This window comes from Niabella beijingensis (genome assembly GCF_020034665.1).
Lineage (GTDB): Bacteria > Bacteroidota > Bacteroidia > Chitinophagales > Chitinophagaceae > Niabella > Niabella beijingensis.
The window spans coordinates 157,035-178,111 of record NZ_JAIQDI010000002.1 but is presented as its reverse complement, the minus strand read 5'-3'; the positions used below and the strand labels follow the sequence as shown (position 1 = coordinate 178,111).

General features: G+C 38.6%; 19 protein-coding genes. 18 read left to right on the top strand and 1 reads right to left on the bottom strand.

What is annotated here, in order from left to right; translation table 11 throughout:
• Positions 1–209: 209 nt before the first annotated feature.
• The 18 genes from K7B07_RS16885 (at position 210) to K7B07_RS16800 (ending at position 20,347) form a co-directional block, all read left to right on the top strand.
• Positions 210–2,504, top strand: a complete 2,295-nt coding sequence (locus K7B07_RS16885) for a peptidase domain-containing ABC transporter (protein WP_223711697.1) — start codon at positions 210–212, stop codon at positions 2,502–2,504.
• Positions 2,494–3,846, top strand: a complete 1,353-nt coding sequence (locus K7B07_RS16880; protein ID WP_223711696.1) for an HlyD family secretion protein — start codon at positions 2,494–2,496, stop codon at positions 3,844–3,846. Before K7B07_RS16885 ends, K7B07_RS16880 begins: the two co-directional genes overlap by 11 nt.
• A 135-nt stretch (positions 3,847–3,981) precedes the next feature.
• On the top strand, positions 3,982–4,356 hold the full coding sequence (locus tag K7B07_RS16875; RefSeq protein ID WP_223711695.1) for a hypothetical protein: 375 nt from the start codon (positions 3,982–3,984) through the stop codon (positions 4,354–4,356).
• Positions 4,357–4,537: 181 nt separating this feature from the next.
• A complete protein-coding gene (locus K7B07_RS16870; protein WP_223711694.1) occupies positions 4,538–4,777 on the top strand; it encodes a hypothetical protein in 240 nt (79 codons plus the stop codon).
• Between the two features lie 337 nt (positions 4,778–5,114).
• Positions 5,115–6,482, top strand: coding sequence for a tyrosine-type recombinase/integrase (locus K7B07_RS16865; RefSeq protein WP_223711693.1), 1,368 nt, complete (start codon positions 5,115–5,117; stop codon positions 6,480–6,482).
• A gap of 329 nt (positions 6,483–6,811) precedes the next feature.
• On the top strand, positions 6,812–7,501 hold the full coding sequence (locus K7B07_RS16860) for a hypothetical protein (RefSeq protein WP_223711692.1): 690 nt from the start codon (positions 6,812–6,814) through the stop codon (positions 7,499–7,501).
• A gap of 161 nt (positions 7,502–7,662) precedes the next feature.
• Positions 7,663–8,004 carry a helix-turn-helix domain-containing protein gene (locus K7B07_RS16855; protein WP_223711691.1) on the top strand — a complete coding sequence of 114 codons (342 nt, stop codon included), beginning with the start codon at positions 7,663–7,665 and terminating at the stop codon, positions 8,002–8,004.
• A gap of 6 nt (positions 8,005–8,010) precedes the next feature.
• A complete protein-coding gene (locus K7B07_RS16850; protein WP_223711690.1) occupies positions 8,011–8,955 on the top strand; it encodes a toprim domain-containing protein in 945 nt (314 codons plus the stop codon).
• 51 nt (positions 8,956–9,006) lie between these two features.
• Positions 9,007–9,720 carry a hypothetical protein gene (locus tag K7B07_RS16845; RefSeq protein WP_223711689.1) on the top strand — a complete coding sequence of 238 codons (714 nt, stop codon included), beginning with the start codon at positions 9,007–9,009 and terminating at the stop codon, positions 9,718–9,720.
• A 4-nt stretch (positions 9,721–9,724) separates the two neighbouring features.
• The gene (locus K7B07_RS16840) at positions 9,725–10,174 is read left to right on the top strand and encodes a hypothetical protein (protein ID WP_223711687.1); all 450 of its coding nucleotides are present in this window, start codon (positions 9,725–9,727) and stop codon (positions 10,172–10,174) included.
• The gene (locus tag K7B07_RS16835) at positions 10,171–10,506 is read left to right on the top strand and encodes a hypothetical protein (RefSeq protein ID WP_223711685.1); all 336 of its coding nucleotides are present in this window, start codon (positions 10,171–10,173) and stop codon (positions 10,504–10,506) included. Before K7B07_RS16840 ends, K7B07_RS16835 begins: the two co-directional genes overlap by 4 nt.
• A gap of 301 nt (positions 10,507–10,807) precedes the next feature.
• Positions 10,808–11,182, top strand: a complete 375-nt coding sequence (locus K7B07_RS16830; protein ID WP_223711684.1) for a plasmid mobilization protein — start codon at positions 10,808–10,810, stop codon at positions 11,180–11,182.
• Positions 11,179–12,219, top strand: coding sequence for a relaxase/mobilization nuclease domain-containing protein (locus tag K7B07_RS16825; protein WP_223711682.1), 1,041 nt, complete (start codon positions 11,179–11,181; stop codon positions 12,217–12,219). The genes K7B07_RS16830 and K7B07_RS16825 overlap by 4 nt, the downstream gene beginning before the upstream one ends.
• Positions 12,220–12,566: 347 nt before the next feature.
• The gene (locus K7B07_RS16820; RefSeq protein WP_223711680.1) at positions 12,567–13,649 is read left to right on the top strand and encodes a PDDEXK nuclease domain-containing protein; all 1,083 of its coding nucleotides are present in this window, start codon (positions 12,567–12,569) and stop codon (positions 13,647–13,649) included.
• 129 nt (positions 13,650–13,778) lie between these two features.
• On the top strand, positions 13,779–14,444 hold the full coding sequence (locus K7B07_RS16815; protein WP_223711678.1) for a hypothetical protein: 666 nt from the start codon (positions 13,779–13,781) through the stop codon (positions 14,442–14,444).
• Positions 14,445–14,712: 268 nt separating this feature from the next.
• Positions 14,713–15,264, top strand: a complete 552-nt coding sequence (locus tag K7B07_RS16810; protein ID WP_223711676.1) for a hypothetical protein — start codon at positions 14,713–14,715, stop codon at positions 15,262–15,264.
• 52 nt (positions 15,265–15,316) lie between these two features.
• Complete coding sequence (locus K7B07_RS16805; protein ID WP_223711674.1) at positions 15,317–19,027, top strand: hypothetical protein; 3,711 nt, start codon at positions 15,317–15,319, stop codon at positions 19,025–19,027.
• A gap of 153 nt (positions 19,028–19,180) precedes the next feature.
• Positions 19,181–20,347, top strand: a complete 1,167-nt coding sequence (locus tag K7B07_RS16800; RefSeq protein ID WP_223711672.1) for a hypothetical protein — start codon at positions 19,181–19,183, stop codon at positions 20,345–20,347.
• Positions 20,348–20,418: 71 nt separating this feature from the next.
• Here K7B07_RS16800 and K7B07_RS16795 read toward each other — a convergent pair whose 3' ends face one another.
• On the bottom strand, positions 20,419–20,958 hold the full coding sequence (locus K7B07_RS16795; RefSeq protein ID WP_223711670.1) for a helix-turn-helix domain-containing protein: 540 nt from the start codon (positions 20,956–20,958) through the stop codon (positions 20,419–20,421).
• Positions 20,959–21,077 lie beyond the last annotated feature (119 nt).

The window sequence follows — 21,077 nt, the reverse complement described above, 5'->3', positions numbered from 1 at the left end:
GAATCACCCGATTAACACATGCTTAACATTCGAGGATATATTTTTAAACAAAAAATGAAAAGAAAACTAACTTCTGATGACTTCGACATCAACGATATTATTGCATACGCTCTCCAACGGCTTCACTAAATTCCAGCTACTTATTTCTTATAATAAAAACGCCGGCTAAACACTACCCGCGCAGAGCGCTCTAATAAATTAAACCAAATATGATTAATCGTTTCCCCTGCGACCGGCAACTGGATATGATGGATTGCGGGCCTGCCTGCTTAAAAATGATTGCTAAGTACTATGGAAAATATTATAGCCTGCAGTACTTAAGAGACAAATGCGGAATCAGTAAAGAAGGTGTCTCCTTTCTTGGCCTTAGTCACGCAGCTGAAGGTCTTGGTCTGCGCAGCCTTTCGTTAAAATGCACAATTGATGAACTAATTATAAAAGTACCGTTGCCTGTAATCGTGCACTGGGATAACAGCCACTTCATTGTAGTTTATAAAACCAATCCGCGTACTACCGGTATTTATGTTGCAGATCCTGCCAAGGGCTATATCCGTTACAGCAAAGAAGAGTTTTCAAAAAAATGGATCAAGAAAGCCGAAAAAGACAAAGGCGTTTTGATGGCAATGGAGCCACAGGCTGACTTTTATCAACGTAGAGGCGATGAACGTAGCGAGCGTAAAAAGACCTTTGAAAATTTTCTTGGCTATTTCCGCCCGTATAAGAAAAGTTTTATCAACCTGTTTGTAGTCATGCTGGTTGTAACAGCACTACAGGGACTGCTTCCTTTTATTTCCAAAGCAGTTATAGATGTGGGCATACAGACCCATGACATTGATTTCATCAATATTGTACTTATTGCCAATATTGCCATATATGTCAGCATCCTGTTAAGTAATATGGCAAGGGACTGGATATTGCTACACGTAACAGCCCGGGTAAATATTGCCCTGATCTCTGATTACCTGATCAAGCTGATGTTACTGCCTATTACGTTCTTTGAAAACAAAATGACGGGCGACATATTGCAGCGGGCACAGGATCATGAGCGTATCCGTTCATTTATTATGAACAATTCTATTAACATGATTTTCTCCACGCTTACCTTCATAGCGTTTGGCATCATACTTTTATTTTACAATACCACTATCTTCTATATATTTTTAGCAGGCAGCGTATTGTATGTCGTCTGGGTAATGGGCTTTATGCGATTGCGCAAGAAATTAGACTGGGAATATTTTGAGTTAGTATCCAAAAACCAAAGCTACTGGGTAGAAACCATCAGTGGCATCCAGGATATAAAGATCAATAACTATGAAAAACCCAAACGCTGGAAATGGGAGGATATCCAGGCCCGGCTGTATAAGGTAAATGTACGATCGCTTAACATCAATAACCTGCAAAATACCGGAGCACAGTTTATTGACAATACTAAGAATCTCGCCATTACATTTTTCTGCGCCACGGCCGTCATAAAAGGGAACATGACTTTTGGGGTGATGATCTCCACCCAGTTTATGATCGGAATGCTGAACGGGCCGGTAGTACAATTTATACAGTTTCTCCTATCCTACCAGTTCGCAAAAATCAGCTTCCTGCGACTTAATGAAATACATCAGTTAAAAGATGAGCATGAAGAAGTGGGCACAAATCCCATTAACCTTCCTGAAAACAAAAGCTTAAGCATCAGCAATGTTTCCTTTCAATACACGCCACAATCTCCTGTTGTTTTAAAGAATGTCCGCTTGCATATACCAGAGGGAAAAGTAACGGCGATCGTAGGAGACAGCGGCAGCGGAAAATCCACGCTGTTAAAGTTGATACTGCGCCTGTACAAACCCTCTTTTGGCGAAATACTTATCGGCAATATGAATGTAAATAATGTCAGCCTGAAACAATGGAGAGACAAATGCGGAGCGGTAATGCAGGATGGAAAAATATTTAACGACACTATTCTAAATAATATTGTGCTGGATGACGAAAAGGTAGACTACGTAAAACTGAAAAAAGCACTGGATACCGCCAATATCGCCGCAGAAATCGAAAAGCTACCGTTAGGATACCAAACCAAGATGGGTGAGCAAGGACGCGGATTAAGTGGCGGTCAAAAACAACGGATATTAATAGCACGGGCACTTTATAAGGATCCGGATTATCTGTTCTTTGACGAAGCCACCAACTCCCTGGACACCCTTAATGAGCAGAAAATAGTTGCTGCGTTGGATAATGTGTTTAAAGATAAAACGGTCGTTGTTGTAGCACACCGGCTAAGCACCATACGTAAAGCAGACCAGATCATTGTAATGCAGGATGGGCTTATCGTTGAGATGGGCAATCATGAAAGCCTGATGCAACGAAAAGGGAGGTATTTCCAGTTGGTACAATCACAGCTGGATTTAAGCAGTACCATAATGACGGAAAAAACACAATTGGTAACCAATGAGATCAAGAATCTTCCTTTGACGATTCCTGGAAACGTAAAAACCGATACACCGGATGAACAATAAGCATTTTGAAAGTAACACAATGGAAGAAATTGATACAGAAAGATATCGGGGTACCGAGCGTACTGAAGAAGTAAGGGATATTATTGAGCGCATGCCCACAAAGTTTGGATGGCGGGTCAGCATGATTGTAGTATTCATTTTTTTACTTCTTCTATTCTTTGGCTGGATCATCCGGTACCCGGATATTGTAAAAGGACAGGTAACCATCAATACACCGGTAGCTCCGATAAAATTAGTTGCGAACAGTGCGGGTAAAATAAAGCTGAACCGCACCGTATCGCAGTCACGGGTAAATGGCGGAGATATAGTAGGCTATATAGAAAGTGCCACTTCTTATGATACGCTATGCCTGATTAAGGAAGCATTAAAAAACTACAATCCTAATGACAGTTACAACACTTCCATTTTAGCTACGTTGCCTTCCAGGGTGGCGCTGGGAGATCTCACTTCCAGGTATTATGGTTTCTTAGGCAGCCTGCAACAGATGGCCAATTTTAACAACAACAAATTGTATGACAAACAAATCCAAAGCCTCCGGAGTCTGCGTGAGCACCAGATGAACGAAGTCAGGAACAGCTCAGATCGGATCAATATCAACAAAAGCACACTGGAGTACTCGGAAAAGTTTTTAAAACGGGATTCTATTTTATATGCGGGGAAAGTAGCCGCGGAAGCAGAACTGGACCGGACAAAAATGGAATATCTAAGTACCCAATCCGGGTATGCTAATGCCCGAAGCAGCCAGATAGATGCAGAAAAACAGGCACAGCAAACACTCAGTAAAATAACGGAAGTGGATGTGCAGAAAAATGAAAAGCGCAAAGAACTGGAAATTGCGCTGCTGGCAGCTTACAATGATCTTATTGATAATATTACACTTTGGGAGCAACGGTATTTATTCAAGGCTCCATTTAAAGGGCAGGTGCAGTTCCTGCGGTTTTGGACAGATGACCAGTTTGTACAGGCCCAGGAACCCGTATTTACCATTATACCGGATGCCAATGAGCCATATGGGCAGGTAGCGCTTCCGGCGCTGGGCGCTGGTAAAGTAAAAACAGGACAGGAAGTGATCGTAAAGCTGGACGATTTTCCCTACAACGAGTATGGATCTATTACCGGAATAGTAAACAACATTTCGCTCACCACTAATACAGAAAAAACACAACAGGGAAATGTTGAAACTTACCTGGTTACCGTAAAATTTCCAAAAGGGCTTATTACCAACTATGGCAAGCCGATCGCCTTCAGGCATGAGGCAAAAGGGGCCGCCGAAATTATAACCAAGGACCGTCGATTGATTGAGCGGTTATTTGACAATCTGAAATATGCCCTGAATAAATAAAGCCGCAAGGTCTATCGTCTTTATATCCCACCTTGGTATTTCAGTATTGTTTATAAACAATTCAATTGGCATAATACTTGCGTAAGTCAGCATTGGCACCCTTAGTAGTCACTTTTAACTAAAACATGTTTTCTTATGAAATTCATTTTTAGAGGACAGTTTCTCTTGTTAGCTTTCCTATTTTTCATTTCCTGCAATAAAGATAACGACGCCATTAAAGATGACAACTTTAAGCCGGAAGACTTTAAGGTAACTATATTAAAAAATACTTTTTTGGGGGGCAGTTACGAGGTGGAATATAAATTGGAAAACCTAAAAGATAAGGCTTATAAGGAAAGTTATGGCTACAGGCTTTGGCTTGAAGTCAGGGACGGAAATAAAGGTGGCCCCGCGGTGGATTTTCCAATCCCCGATATACCGGCTAACGGATCTATACAAGGGGCTGAGAAAATAGGGGTAGACAAAGAGGTGGCTAATCCGAAAGTATTCTACAACATCTTACTCGATTGATATAGAATGCAAAACCATCCTCCCCGGCGGTCTATCAGGCTGTTGCAGGCAGAAATGAAAATTTAGTATAGCGATTGAGAAATTGTATGTTTTCGCATTGTTCCTGGCGCTATTTGCCGGAATAATGAGTAAGTTCGCGTTACATCTATTTGTAACATGCTGAACGAACTGCATTAATAAAATGCTTCCCGAAGACAGCGGATCACCTGAAGACTTCCTGGACTTTGTATTATACCTTTCCGACGAGGTAACGCAGGACGACAATCCGCCAAATATCAACGAGCTGGGTGCTTATATGGCGGATCATCTTAAGTCAGACTTTAGCCCTTACTGGTCATTTGATGAGCTGTTGTTAAAAGGAAAGCCCAGCGGCCAGTTCACACGTGGCCTTTGGGCAGTAAGGCTGTCAATGGAAAACTAATTTGCGATCACCCAAATATTCAACGTGATCCCAAATCGTATGCAATAAAAAAGACCCGCTTTCGCGAGTCTCTTTATTCAATTGATAATCAAGTGCCCAGAACAGGAATCGAACCTGCACTCCCTTGCGGAAACCAGATTTTGAGGCGTATCAAATATCTAATTTCATTTAATCGGATTTCACTTGGTTTATCCTAATTGTTTATATTTCAATCATTTAAGAAAAATAACTTACTTGCGTTAAAAGTCATTTATATGGCGTTTAACCTCTGATTGTTTGCAAATCTGTTTGCAAATTTTTATCAGGAAGGATTTTTTAATCTAAAAATCTTTTCACAATGTCAGTAAGTATTGTAATTGTTCAGGACACAAGAAGGCCGAAAAAAGAGGGTGTTTATCCATTGAAGTTAAGAGTAACGTTGAATAGAAAATGCGACTATTATCCAACAATCTATGATTTATCCCCAGAGGATTATCAAAAGTTTTCGGCACCCCGTATTAGCAATGAATTGCAACAAATCCGCGTCAATATTCAAAAGATAGAGACCGATGCGAAGAAACTTGCCGATGAATTACACCCCTTTGATCTTTCTTATTTCGAACAACAGTTTATAAAAGACAATCCGCTCTTTAAGCAAAAGCAGCTAAAAGAGAAACCGGTAGAGAACAATAGTACAGATTTTGATTTTGAGCCATATAAAAAACGCTTTAAAATTTTGGATGAAAAGCATCCGAACATGTACCATATTTCTTATACGTTTGTTTCATACATAAAACGACTAATTGAGGAAAGAAGAATTGGGAATGCGCTTAACTACCAGGATACCTATTATTGCCTGAAACGCTTCAAAGGTAATGTTCGGTTTACAGAAATAACGGTAAGCTATTTGAACCAGTATGAACATTGGATGATAGATACAAATAAATGTACTAAAACAACTGTAGGAATAAAGTTAAGATCATTAAGGGCAGTATTTAATGAGGCTATAGAAAATAAAATCATCAAACGTGATCTGTGTTACCCATTCGGGAGAAGAAAATATCAGATACCCACCTCCAGGAGAGTTAAAAAGTCTCTGGATCTTGATGATATTAGGAGGTTATATGAATCTAAGCCAAAGCGACCGGAAGACCAACGGGCAAAAGCCTACTGGTTTTTCTGCTACTTTGGAAACGGGATGAATCCCAAAGATTTAGCTTACTTAAAGTTTAAAGATATTTACGGAGAGTATTTGCATTTTATAAGAGCCAAGACGGAACGTGAAACCCGCAACGATCCGAAACTGATCCGTGCATACATCAACGAGGATATGTTGGAATCTATTGAGAAATGGGGTAATAAGGACAAAAGTCCTGATAATTTCCTATTTCCTATAATGGATAAAGAGGCAGATCCGTTACAACAGCATATTCGTGTTAAGTGGCTGTGCAAGTTTATTTGTGACGGGATGAAAAGAATATGCAAACAATTAGGGATAGAAAAAGAGGTAAATAACATGGTGTGCCGTCATTCCTATGCTACTATTACCAAACGATCCGGAGCGAGCACAGAATATGTCCAGGAGGCTTTGGGGCATACCACCAAAACGACTACCGAGATTTACTTAGGCGACTATGAAGATGCTGTAAAGAAAGAGTTCTCCGGCAAATTGCTGGCCTTCACGAAAGGGACAAAACGAAATAAAACCACATTAAAAGCAGTCTAAAGTATTAATAATCCTGGCGACACCCTGATGGCTATCGCTGTCAGGGCATTTTTATGCCTGTTCAGGAATGTATAATTTTTATTAATTTAGGTAGTAATATTTCTTCCTAAGAAAAACGTTAGTATATGAATATAAGAAAATGGTTGTTTTCCCGGATGATTTTTAGGAATATGCTGGCTACATTCGGTTTCCGGTCGGGATACTCTGCTACTCCGGGAGGGTTTACTGCCTATTTTGTTTACCGGCTTGGAGACTATGAGCAGAACTTTTATCTGTATTTCCCTAAAGAGCCATTTGCAATACGCTATGTAAACGAAATCTTCAACAAGTTGTATGAATACGAAGGATTTGATATTATCCGGTATCTTGAATTTCATTATGGCCTGTATCCGGATAAAGCTGATTTTCTTCGATTTCTTAAATATGAGATCAACGACAGGCTGAAAAGAAAAGGCCACCAACAAAGGAAATTAAACGCCGCCCTTGAGTGGGTTACTGAAAAGCAATCCGAATTGCATGACCAGATCCGGGAGAAAATTAATCAGGAACAAAATGATTTAAAACAGGAACTTTCTGCGGGTGTTCAATCTATTATCCAGGAGGTCGGCACGACAAAAGAAGCCAATACCGACCAGCAGATTAAAATATTGGTAGAAAAATTATCCGGCCATATCGACCAGATTATGAAAACAGCCGATACAGAACTAAGGGAACTAACCAACTCTTTTAGTACCGGAAGTATTGAATTGAATAACCGCAACCATGAAATGTTGATGATCCAACTGCTGATCCTACTGAAAAACGTTCAGGCCCCTTCGTCCTTGCAAAAGGGTGAACAGCTTTTTAAAAAGTTTTCGGATACAGATATTGCGGCGATACTTGCTTTACACTTTGAAGCCTTTAAGAATCTAAAATTAAATACACTGCAAGGGAAAGCCCGCAGCCAAAATGAATTAATAAACTATAAAAGCCCTAAAGTAAAGCAGCTTATTCAGGCATTGGAAGATTTTTTTTACTGATGAAGCTCTTTTTATTTACCCTTTCACTATTCCCTTACCTGCGTCCACTTGCCTGAACTTCGTTGTAACTGATTTATTACTAATCCCAAAAAATCCATACTCCATCCATCATTGACTTTGGGTAAAATCTGATCCATGTTGCATCCATAAAAATCAATTTTATGGATACACTATTTATTCCCAACGAGGGAGATTTTCGCAGGTGGATTAAGGAAGCAATAAAGGAATGTTTAGAGCAAATTCCTGCACAACCAACGCAAACCGAAGGTGAAGAACCCTTACTAACCCGTAAAGAGATCGCTGGTATGTTCCGCATCTCTTTGGTTACCCTGCATGACTGGATGAAACGCGGCCTGCCCTGCCATAAACAAAGAGGTCGGGTGTATTTTCTTCGCTCCGAAGTATTGGCCTATCTCAAACAAAAAGGCCACAAACCCATCATTGAACCAGAGTACCCACCGTACCTCCCTGTTTCTGCTAACACTATAACCAGTAAAAAATAAAAGAATATGTCCTCACAAATTATATTTGAAGAAGCAAAGAAAGTGGAACTGGTAGCCCTGTTAGCATCGCTTGGTTTTATGCCGGATAGAATAACGAGGCAGGATTATTGGTATAGATCACCATTCAGAGATGAACACACCGCTTCCTTCAAAGTTGACCGTACTCGTAATATTTATTACGACCATGGTGAAGGTAAAGGTGGCAACATCATTGATTTTGCTGCCAGGTTTTTCCGTTGCGATGCCAAAACAGCAGCAACAAAAATTATTGAGCAAAATATTGGAAGCAATTTTTCTTTTCACCAGCAACAACACCCTACGCTCATGGCTATGGCTGGTGAAAAGAAAGAGCCAGGCAGGGGAAAAATCATTATTACCGGCTTACGGCCTTTACAAAGCACTCCGCTACTTTCCTATCTGGAAGAAAGAAAAATCCCCCTCCATATCGCGCAGCAATACTGCAAAGAAGTTGACTTTTCACTGTATGGCAAACAGCAAACGGTGATCGGCTTTGAAAATCGATCGAGAGGTTTTGAACTGAGAAGCCCAACCTTTAAAGGTAGTAGCTCACCAAAAGACATTGCTTTTTTTAACAATGGCAAACAGGAAGTTTCCGTATTCGAGGGCTTCTTTGATTTTCTATCGTTTGCCGTTATACGACCACAAGCGGGTTTGGTTTTGACCAATTACCTGGTGCTTAATTCTCTTTCGTTTCTTGAGAAAAGCCGCTCCCTGATGGAGCAGCACCATACGATCTCCCTGTTCTTAGACCGGGGGATTTCCGGCAGGCAATACACACAAAAAGCGCTTGCCTGGAATAAAGAATCGCAGTCGGAAAAATACACCGACAGCAGCCATTTATACCAGTACCGTGATGATTTGAATGAATGGCTGATCGCTCAATCCAAACAGCAGCAGCAACAAAGAACGCAGAGAGGCAGAGGGCTTTGATTTTATACCCTTTGCTCCAATATTAATTTTTAAAGTAAAAAAAATTAAACAATGCAACAGTTTCAATTTAACATCCAGGCCAAAGGGGGTGCCGGTAAATCAATGCTTACGTATCTGCAAGCCTTAAAACAACAGGATAATGACAGGGCTTATTTTGTGGATTTTGACAGTTCCGTGAAATCAAGCTGTCAACAACTAAAATTTCTACAGGGTAAAACACCCTCCCGTTTTGCCACCATGAGCCTACTTGACCAACGTGAGAAACTGGATCGCCAGTTGCTGTTTGAAAACCTGTACCAGTTAGCGCAGAAAGACTATGACGCGTTCTACCTGGACTTTGGCGCCCCGGAAAGCGACCAACTGCCATCACTGTTTTCAAAAGATTATACCATCGGAGAATTTAAGGCTGTGCAGGATGAGCTAAACGCAAAATTTACGTTCAATGTTGTGATTGCAGGCGGCAGCGCTTATGCACCTTGTACGCAATACCTGGAAAAAATTGTCTTATTGAATAGAGGTGCTTTTGAAACCAACATCTATATCAATGAAAGCACGTTTTCCGGCACTCCACAACTCATCAAAGAGTTGACAACATTCGGATCTGTAGCAGAAAACCATATAAACGCCATCCGGTTTTTTGGAGATTTTGATAGTACCACAGCCCCGCACCGGAGCATTCTCCAAAAAGTCAGCGAAGGAAAGGGCTTGGAAGCCTATCAGTTTGTCGAAAAAATAAAAATGCAGAAAGAATTATCCAAAATATAAGAGCATGCAAACATCCCGGACTGATTTAAAAAAACTAAGGTCAGCGATCTTCTTACAATATGGTATAGAGCTGGATGAAACTTCGCTTACCATTCTTGCCATTTTATTGCAGGAGGTGAAGCGCCAGTTTATGCCGATGCATACAAAGCTGGATGAAATGGCAACGCAAATACAATACTCTAAAAAATCCTTGCAGGTAGATCCCGATCATCCCCGTTGGCAGGCATTCTGGCACGGCATGGGCCAATGGGGACTTGGCTTCATCCTAGCTGTTATTGCTGCCTTCACAGTTTTTGCCATTGGCGTAAACAAGGAAAGAGAAGAAAAGAAGATGATACAACAGGAGCTCGCATGGTATAAAGAGCATTACAAGGCCACACAAAAAACTGGTAGTAAAACAAGCAATGGCACAATTGAAAAAAAATCCAGGCAAAAAAACAAACAGTTCAAATGATGTACAAAGATTTTCTAAGGAAACACCTATTGGAGAACACCTACGGTATCTACGGCAAGATACTGGAGATGTACCGGGAGCAAATGACCGTCTTGAATACTGCTTCCCTTTTTCGTAAGTGGTTGGCCGATGAGCTGGAGGTACCAATTGAGAAGATTAACCTGAATAGCCTGAACTCTGTGTTAAAACGCGAGCGAAAGAAAAAAGCATCAGCTAAGCAGGAGCCACCGATCCCATCGCATACAGCATCGGTTCAGAGCCAACCCGGCAGCTTTAAATTTTCTACTCCCAGTTCAGATGATGAAAAAAAATCAAGAATCAGGGAATACTAATCCGCCAGGCAGACAAACCTTCAGGAACACCCCTGAACCAGCAATAAGCCCGCTTGAACCAGACATAGGCGTTAATAAACCTTCTTAAACCTGAATCAACCTAAACAGACTCCAAAGTATCCCCACAAGTTCATACCGGTCTTTGCCGGTTCATTTAGAAACGGGGAAAATCAGGAGCCAGCTATGTTCTCGTAGGCTCGTAACCTCACCTACTTCGAACAGCTGGCCCCATTCATGCCGCTTTGGGGCGGCATTCATGGGGGCGCAAAGCGCGGTTATCAAATATTAAAATTATTATAGTATGAATACACCAAATGAAAAAAACAAAGGCGGCAGACCAAAGAAACCCGTTAAACGCAGCTACCGCCTGCGCGTGGCTTGCACTGCATTGGAGCTTCAAATAATTGAGACAAAAGCCAAACAGGTGCAGCTGACCATCTCCGAGTTTTTACGTGAAGCTGCCTTTAACAGTCATATTGACACCAGGCAGAAAACGTTACCCAAAGAAGTTTTAGATTTTACCGGGCAGTTAAATCACCTTGCAGCTAATGTTAATTCATTGGCCTATAAAAATAATGCGGCACAGGCTTTTAATGCCTTTGAGCGTACAGAATTAAGACAACTGGCAGCACAGCTAAAAGAGTTGGCAGAGGCAATTAAAAACAGTTTAAAATGATTGGTAAGGCCATTACAGGAAAAGGGTTTGCCGGCTGTATCAGCTACTGCCTGGAAGATAAAAAAATGGAGATGGATAAAAACCAACCTCTGATGAAAAACCGGGCAGAAATTTTGCTGTTTAATAAATGTTTCGGCAATAAAAAGGAACTGGTACAGCAGTTTAATGAAGTGCGAAGGCTTAATCCCAAGCAATCCAAACCTGTATTTCATTTTACCCTTAGTATGGCACCAGGGGAACACTTATCAAGGCCACAACTCATCCAGGTTGCCGGGGATTGTGCCAAGGAATTTGGCTTTGCAGATAACCAATTTTTAGCAGTTGAGCATAAAGATACGCAACACCAGCACATTCATATTGTAGCCAACCGGATTGGCTATAGCGGTAAAACGAATGTATCGGACAGCAATAGTTACAAGCGCATGGCGGAGTTCTGCCGTAAAATGGAACAAAAATTTAAGTTGCAACAGGTATTAAGTCCCCGGCGTTTTTTATCAAAAGACCAACAATTGCTGCCCAGAAATGACCAGCGAAGGGATCAGATCAAAGCGCAGTTGCAGCAAATATTACGATCATCAAAAACTATGGACAGCTTTCTGCAGAAAGTAAAGGCACAAGGGTTTGAAGTTATTAAAGGCCGGGGCATTTCTTTTATTGACAATAGCGGTGTTAAAATAAAAGGTAGTAATATGGGGCTTTCTTTAAGCACTATTGAGAAACTGTTGCAGAAAAACCAAACTCAATACCTCACCCGGGATCGGGAGAAAGGAAACAAGATAGGTCTGGAAACCAGACTTGCAAATGCCTGGCGATTGACTGTACCTTTTTCACCATACAAGAGAAGCCCGCAGGAAAGTGCTTTCATTAGCGCATTTATACAATCAGTAAAACAAGTGGCAGAAAATACCGCCGATTTAATGGCCGATTTATACAAAGTACAATATCCTAATCCCGAAGACTATGCTATATCTGAAGTGGAACGGGAATACTACCGGAATATTAGAAAGAAGAAGAAAAAAAGAGGTTACCGGTTATAGGCTTATTGAGGTATGCAACAATAACTAAGAACCCGAAAGGCTAAAATTTGAGAAAATAAAGAAATCAATTAATCGCTAACAAATCGGATAAGATTTTGTACCTTAGAGCTGGTGTTTTTCATAGGTTAGCAACGGCCAGCTTTTTCAAAGGCAGGCCTTTTTAGTCTAATAAATTCGCCCAAATTTGAGTATTAGTATATTTTTTTCTCGTAATGCTCAGGCTAATGCGCTGTTTAGTCCACAAAAATCTCTTTTTGTTACATTCTTCATCAGAACTGCCCTGCTATTATTTGCTTTGTTGGTAAAATAAAGGGCAAATATGTAAGTTTGGGAATACAAATAATGATATGAATAACCGGTTTACAGATATTATACAAATAATAACACAATCCCGTGCTAATGCCATCAAAGCCGTTAATACAGAGCTGATAAACCTGTATTGGACCGTGGGTGCGTATATCAAACAAAAACTATCCGTTGCGGAATGGGGAGATAAAACAGTAGATGAATTAGCGGATTTTATAAAGAAAAACAATCCCGATCTGAAAGGTTTTAACCGCAGGGGAATTTATAGAATGATACAGTTTTATGAGACCTATGCTGAATCCCTAATTGTGTCCGCAGTGAGGACACAATTACAACACACTGATAAACAATCAAATAAAGTTGTGACCCCAGTGAGGACGCAATTTGGTTTCCAAATTCAAGACATCAGAAATACTATTTTAGCTCAAATTAGCTGGACACACCACCGAACAATATTTTCGAGATGCAAAACCGAAGAGGAACGGGAATTTTATATAAGAATGTCTGTCAAAGAAAATTACAGCGTTCGGGAATTAGACCGCCAGATTTCCGCCAGCCTTTTTGAACGGACAATTTTAGGTAATGCAAAAACCCCGACATTGCCCAAAGAATTTAAAGCTGATATAACAAATGCTTTCAAGGATAGCTATGTGTTTGAATTTTTGAATTTACCCGAACCGCACAGCGAAAACGATTTGCAAAAAGGTCTAATCAGGCAGATGAAAAAATTCATTTTGGAATTAGGCCGGGATTTTATTTTCATGGATGAAGAATACAAATTGCAAGTGGGAAACAGCGATTTCTACGTCGATCTTTTGTTTTACCACCGCGGCCTGCAATGCCTCGTGGCTTTTGAGCTAAAAACAGACAAATTCAAACCAGAATATCTGGGGCAATTGAATTTTTACCTGGAAAGCCTGGACCGGGATGTAAAAAAGGAGAACGAAAACCCAAGCATCGGCGTATTACTATGCAAAGACAAGGACAGCGAGGTAGTGGAATATGCATTAAGCAGGAGTTTGTCACCTACAATGGTTTCCGAATATAAAACACAATTACCTGATAAAAAATTGCTGCAACAAAAACTGCACGAGCTGTTTGAATCCGGTAATGGGGAAAAATGATCCTGTTTCATAGAACCCTCATTGGAAGGACCAATGTAACGTATTTTAGTGCTTAACAGAGATAATGAACGTCTCTAATATTTTAAAACAATTCCGTATCAGTTTTAAACAATATTAATATTAACAATAATGCTTGTTTCATCAATGACTGTACAGGAAATCCACAAAGAAGTTTTTGAGGATATTCCTAACCTTCGGAGTAAAGTTGATAAATGCCATAGTGATTTCAGAAAAACAGTTTTAAATGCCCGCGGCTATCCTTTGTCAAAATCGTATGATTGTTGCACAAAAGAAAAAGGTAATTTATATATAGTAGATTTTGCAGCGCTGAAAAGGAGCGACTGGAAAAAACCTGTCCTCTCCATATATACAACCTATTTACGCCCCGAAGGCAAATATGCAGTTACCCTGAGCCTAGACATGAATATGATATCCATATATCCGCCACACTTTTTTAAAAGGTACCGGGAGCGTATATTAAAAGACAGTTCTGCTTCAAACGAAGCTGTTATACGGGAATATTTTAAAAAAGACTGGGGCTTTATGGGAGCCTTAGTAAACAGGGACTTTCAATCAGTATATCATTCTTTAGAAAAGGATATTGAAGGCGAAATGGTTAGCTTTGTTGCAGCTACTTCACTGGGATATTGTTTTGGGGAAAAGCAAGGGAATATCAATATCATTAAAACAATTATTTCTGAGAATATGCTGTTTGACGATCAAAAAAACATTTTTAATGATCTCAGAAATGCCTTCAACAAAGCCAATAAGGAAAGGTATGGTACGACTGTATAGAAAGATTGGCACTAAGTCGCCGGCATGACCCGCGCGCAACACCAGTGACGGAAGTGCAATATAGGACTTACTCTTGTTTATGCTACTTGGATACTAACTTGGTTACCGCTTAGTTACTACTCTGTGGATTATTTGCAGGTGATAATACCTGCAAAGGTGAAAAAGTAAAAGGGTGGTGTAAAAACTTGTTGTACGTACATTCAATAAAACTAAGTATTTTAGCGTTATGACCTGCTTATGAGCAGCCGTATAGAAAAAGGTGAAAACTGTGGCATTGGCAATTTCAATACTATCGTTATTTATTTCGGCGTTAACATTCTGGCTAACCCGGATCTGGAAGGGACAATTAAAAATGACCCGCCCTACGATTATTTGCCTTGTTGGTAAAAATGGAGATGATGAGCCGAAAGTCTTTCTCGGAACCTTACTTTATTGCACTTCAGACCAGGGGCAGTACATCCAAAATATGTTTATCCGTATTTATACGCCACAAACAGGTTATGATTTTAATATTTGGGCCTATGGAGATCATGGCTTGGTGCGAGGCAGTGGTTTATTTGTTGGCAAAACAGGTATATCCATCTATCACCATTTTTTACTCTCTAAAAATGAGCAATTGCGTTTAATTGCGGGTAATTATAAGCTGGAAGTATACGCGGAGAATAGCAGGAATGTGATGAAAAAACTATTTGAGCAGGAGTTAACGATAACTAATGAACAGGCTAAAGCATTGGGGAATGAAAAGGCGGTATATTTTAACTGGGCGTCAAATAAGGGGCAATATGCTCCTTTTATTGAAAGTGAGGTAAAACTACAATAAACTTACTTGACATTACTAAGAATAATAAATAACAGGAATTATAGTATTCTTCATGATTACAGCCGAAAAACTCGAAACGATTACTGACAGTGGCTTATTTGAACAACTAGCAAATGCTATTTTGAGAATTAAATTTCCTGAACTGGAGAACCTGATAGAATCAGGGATCAACGCCAAGGGAAAAACGATAAAAGATCCGCTCGATGCATTTTGTATGATAAACGAAAATCATTTCGCATTGATAGAGCATACTATTAATAGTACAAATCTTGAAAAAAAATGGTTAAGTCCTGGCAACAACAGCAAGTCTCCCGAAGGAGATTTACATAAGGCGATTGCATATGCTGAGAAAATTCGCGAGCACTCCCCACAAATAAGGTTCACAATATATTTGGTTACTAACCAGCGTTTAAAATCCGATCTGCAAGAAAAAATATTGAAAGCTACAGCAATGAGTTTTATAGATATCGTTGTAGTTGAGCAGTCTATTATTGCCGATTTTCTTGATAACAATTCAAAAGGACAATATCTCAGATTCAAGTATTTGGGAATTGACGCTGTGTTGCTATCTGACTTATTACTTAGAGACTTGCTAAACAGCAATCACCATAAATACAGTAAGGAGTGTTTTCTTGATGAAGAATCTATTGTTCAAACAGAGGCTATCTCAAAAGTTAGAAACGAGCTAGAATTAAGTACAAGGGCTCTCAATTTTCTAATCGGTGGTTCGGGTTATGGGAAAAGCACAATCGCTTACTTTTTACTAAAACAGCACCAAACCAATAATTTAAACGCTATTCGTATAGAACCCGATATAGCAGAAATTAGCCGTTCATTGATTGAAGCAATAGAACTTCAATTAAAAAAGGAACATCCCAAAATATTCACCTCAAAACAAGAAATTGAGACATTTTTTTATGGATCAACCTTGGTTATTGTAGACGATGTTAATAAATCAAAGAATTCCGAGTATCTGTTAGATCGACTAATATCTTGGTCGCAATCCACAGCAGAATCATGCAATGACATAAAAATCCTTTGTCCTGTATGGCCCAAGAACTTTAAGTTAATCCAACATCAAATACAGAAAGAATCGTTATATCATTTAATTCCTAATCCAGAAATGTCGATTGAAGACGGTCTGGCTATAATTGAACATGGGCTTGATAAACAGATTTCAATAAGCCGGCAGCAAATGACAGCGATCGCTTCAGAAACAGAAAACAATCATTTGTTGCTAAACCTTCATCTTAGATTAATTAACAATAGAAAAGCTTATATACCCAACCAGGGAATAGAAATTATCAATTCTTTTATCGAAGATTCATTAGCTAAGCTAGCAGAAGAAGGAATAGGACTCGCTTTCAAACTTAAGAAAGTAATCGAAATGCTAGGAAAAGCAATGATAACGCACAGATTAATTTCCCCGACTTATGATGAGTTCGAAGATTGGTTCGCTGACGATAGAGAATATTTGAGTATATTGGAGAGAATAGCTCAAAGGCAATTATTGTTTTATTTTAACGACCATGGAACTTGCATCTTTAGACATGACAGAGTCCGAGATTGGATATTAATTTCAGCACTGGTCAAGTTACTTGACGACAGCTCTTCTTCAACTGAAATAATCAGTGAGCCATTCTTTTCAGAATTACTTGGTTGCGCCATAACTATAACTGAGACAACCGATGATGATATTGACATATTACTTAAACTAAACCCGCTTGCCGTATTTTATTCGCTAAAATATTTACAAGACAAGCATAAAGAACCTAAATTCTTACAAATAATCGAAAAGATTAAGATCTGGAATAGTGGCCTAAACAAACTAGGCCACCGAAATGCATTAGCAGAGGAAATTTCGAGAGCCTTCTTAAATTTTGATACAAAGTGTATCGACGAATTAACAAACGGCCACCCTGAATCTTTAATACTCAGCCTTGCCCGGTTCAGAAACGGTAATTGCCTCGCTGGAATCAGATATATTCATTACAGCAATACGTTTCAGCCCGCTTATGGGAATTATTGGAGAGATATAGTTCTTGAACACGTTAAAACCTTCCATCTCGAATCTGTTGTCGACTCCTTATCTCAATTACTTCGGGAAAAAATAACTCCGGAAGGAAGGCTGTCGGCCTACCAATTGGCTGGCTATCTGAAATCGCCCCGGCTTATAAAAGCGTTAACTGAAAGCTGGGACAAATCAGACAATGAGGATGCATTGATCTGTTACATTTGGGCTATTATAAACTGTGCAGATAAGAATGATCTAGACATCTTAACAAATACATTTAATGAATGGGCCGACTTAAAGAGTCTAGGTTATAGTGAAGCGAACTTACCAAAAGGTGAAAAGAATAAGATATTAGACACACTTTCTTATACAAAATGGCATCTTACACAAGAGCAAATTGAATCCCTGTCGAAATTTGCATCCAATAAAAGATACAAAAGAATAATTCATACCATACTTTCAAAAATTGATGCACCAATCGCAGTACAAATGGTTATTAAAGAGCTGGGAAATTCAAAAAACAATTCCATGCGCCTATCAATAACAGAAGATCAATGGGAGCGACGCAAACTGTCTCAGGAATCTAAAGACTGTATCCTACGGATTTGGAAGAACACAAACAATTTGCCATCTGAAAGACTTTTCGCATACAGGATTTGGTCTAAAATAGAAAAAAAAGAGATTATATTAAAGGAGTCAAAGGCTATTGAACCAAGCGACTCAGAAATCTTTGACCATTCTATCTTTAAAAGAATACTTTTGGGTGATCAGGATGTAATAAAACTATATTTAAACCTAATTGAAAGCAAACCCTGGGCTGTAAGTTGGATTGCCAACATATGGAGTAAGGAACTAAAAACAGAGTTTAAAAAAATCATACAAAAAGCTATTGAGAAAAAAGATGGAAGCACATTGCATCATGTTGTTGAAGAATTACGTGAAATTGATCCTATTGACGCAGAAGAAATACTGATAGAATTTTGGGACAATCTAAAATCCGTATACTCAAGTATAGCTACGGCCTTATTTCTATCTACCTCAAAAACCAGGGAATTGGCTCATATCAGGATATGCCAGCTAGGATTTAATAATTGGAAGCGTATTTCAGAATACTACAGAGGAGTCATGGATCAAGAATTCACTATAAATGAACACAACGAAAAGTTATCGCAGGAAGAAAAAGACAACGCCGATCTTTTAGCTGATGAGTTTAAGCATATTCATATGCATTACGGCTGCTTTAATTCAGAAAGAGAAAAATATATTTCTATTGAGAAATTAAATAGCTTGAAGCCTTATTTTATTTTGCTCAGTAAATATGGCTTAGGTCAAATCGCCGAACAATGCCAACGTTCCAAGTATTATGAATGGCTTAAGACTGAATTGTATCCTCACTTGTCAGACGAATATAAAAAAATCTTTTTACCCTCTAATCAGGACATCCTAAGTGATTTGGAGGAGTTTATCGAAGAGAACAAATCAGGAAGAATCGAATATTTTATCAACGACTTGGCAAAACGCGGGGTAGAAAGGGCCCGGTTTATACTGTGTTTAGAGATATTTATACAGAAAAACTGTAATAGCCATAAGGCATTTCTTGTAGTATGCAACTGTTTAAAAGAAATTGGGTTAAGAAGTGACTTGCGCCTTCTTGAAGAATATTCAATTGAAGACAACTCGCTGGTAGAAGCTGTAGCGCAAAAGAAAGAGAATACAATTTATCGCGTAATGAGGAAAACTATTGCATAAATGTTTTTTTATTAAGGTCTTTTGTCAAGTTTTGGACTACGCTTTATTCTTCCTAATTAGAATTTATTCTTCTGAAAAAAGAAAATAAATTGGAGTATTAAAATAACTCCAAATGTAATATTTTTAAATACCCTTTTAATTGATAGATCGCTTATGGATTCAAACTTCAATAATTTCAGAGAAAGTCAACATCTTATTCCTATTAATATTGAGAACAAGGAAAGATACTACCTTGATTTAATAAATATTGAACATAGTTGGACTGGGCGGTTGGATGCGCAACTTGCAAATACATTTATACTTGAATCTAATCAATTATTGATAAATGCCATCGTCCTTTTTGAAAAGGGCTATTTTGACTGTGCCTTTTACTCATTACGTCAGTCATTAGAAATATCTACAACAATGACTTATCTTGTAGATAACGATGAAGAGTCTCGAAAAATTGAGTTGGAGAAATGGAAAACCCAAAGCTCCTTCCCAATGTACGGGCAAATGATTAAATTTTTACAAGAAAAACGACCAGTGTTTTCTGAAATAAAAGGGAAAATGGCTGACTATTTTGAGGAGCTAGAAAAGGTTAAAAAGAAATTAAACAAATATGTTCATAAACAGGGGTTTAAAACATTTTATATTTCCAGAAACCATCCTTTAAACTGGCGAGAGGATAATAGTAAATTTACCTCCGAGTTTGAAGAATATTTAAAGAAATGTATTGGTGCAGTCGCCGTATTTCGGCTAACAATAGACCCTTTTCCAATTTTACTATCAGACGAAAATATTTATCTGAGAACCGGAGATTTGTTGACAAGAGGATACGATGATAATTTTATCGAAACTTATATTGGGCTAAATCATATTGAAAATTATAAAAAAACAGATTTGTATATAGGCCACCTTGAGTTCTTTCTTCAAGAAGAAGCCAAAGAGCCTCATACGGCTGATGTCGTTAAAAATCAATATATAGACAAACTCCAAATTGATAACATCTTAAAACAAAAGCATCTTTTATCAATGCACGATCTGGCAGCTGTTGTTTTAGCTAGGGTATCAGAAAAAATTGCGAAAATTTATTGCATCGGTGGGATTCATATGTATTTTACCAGCACCAAATCCAAAAGAGAATCTTGGTCTTGGAGTAGTGATGACTTTAAATCATTTAAAGAAAGCGAAAGTAAGTACAATCAGCGATATGATGAAGCTTTTATTTCATACATTGAAATACATGAAGAAGAGTATTATGTCGAGCACAATGAAAAATTTTTCGGTGAAGAGATTTTGAAGCTTGAAGAAGTTAAAAACCTTACCTATGACAGTTAGATATTTGCATTTTTAGTATGGGGGGAAAAAATAAGTGCCATCAATCTTTTCAATGAGTAAACTCCACTCACTTATCGCTTCCGCCTATATTCATTCGTATTCGCTTTTATGCCAGATCTTTTTTCAAGAACCCCATTATTATCGGCAGCCTTTGTAAGCAATATTTTTGAAGTTTGAGGAGATTTTAGCTGCACATTATATTCTGCGGCTATTTCTTTAATAATTTGGCCAGTGCTTTTATAAGTATTTAGAAACCCCATATCAATATAGTCAGTTAGGATAAAGGAAGTCATGCTTTTTGACACCAGAGATTTAACATCAATGTCTACTCCAATTTGTTTTACATATTTTTTTAGAGCAGATATCAGTTTCTCTCGTGATGGAGCAGCAACAGTCAGGTCATAAAATAAATTCTTTTCAATGCCAAAAGCTTGGGATAATGTTGTCAGGGTCGCATTATTATAATTGATCGAACCTTTTTGAATGCTTGCCAGCGTAGCAGTTGAGACACCAGTAATCTTATATAATGCATTAAGAGAAATTCTTAGTTTTATACGTAATTCCTTGAGGCGAATAGATTCTGTACTATTATTTTTTCTTTCTTCTGACACATAACAAAATGATAAGAAAATAAAATACCCTTCATTTTATTTATTAAACAAAAGATATCGTATATTTGTATCAGTATGTAAATTGATATTAAAGCTTGCATACTTGATTGCATAAATAG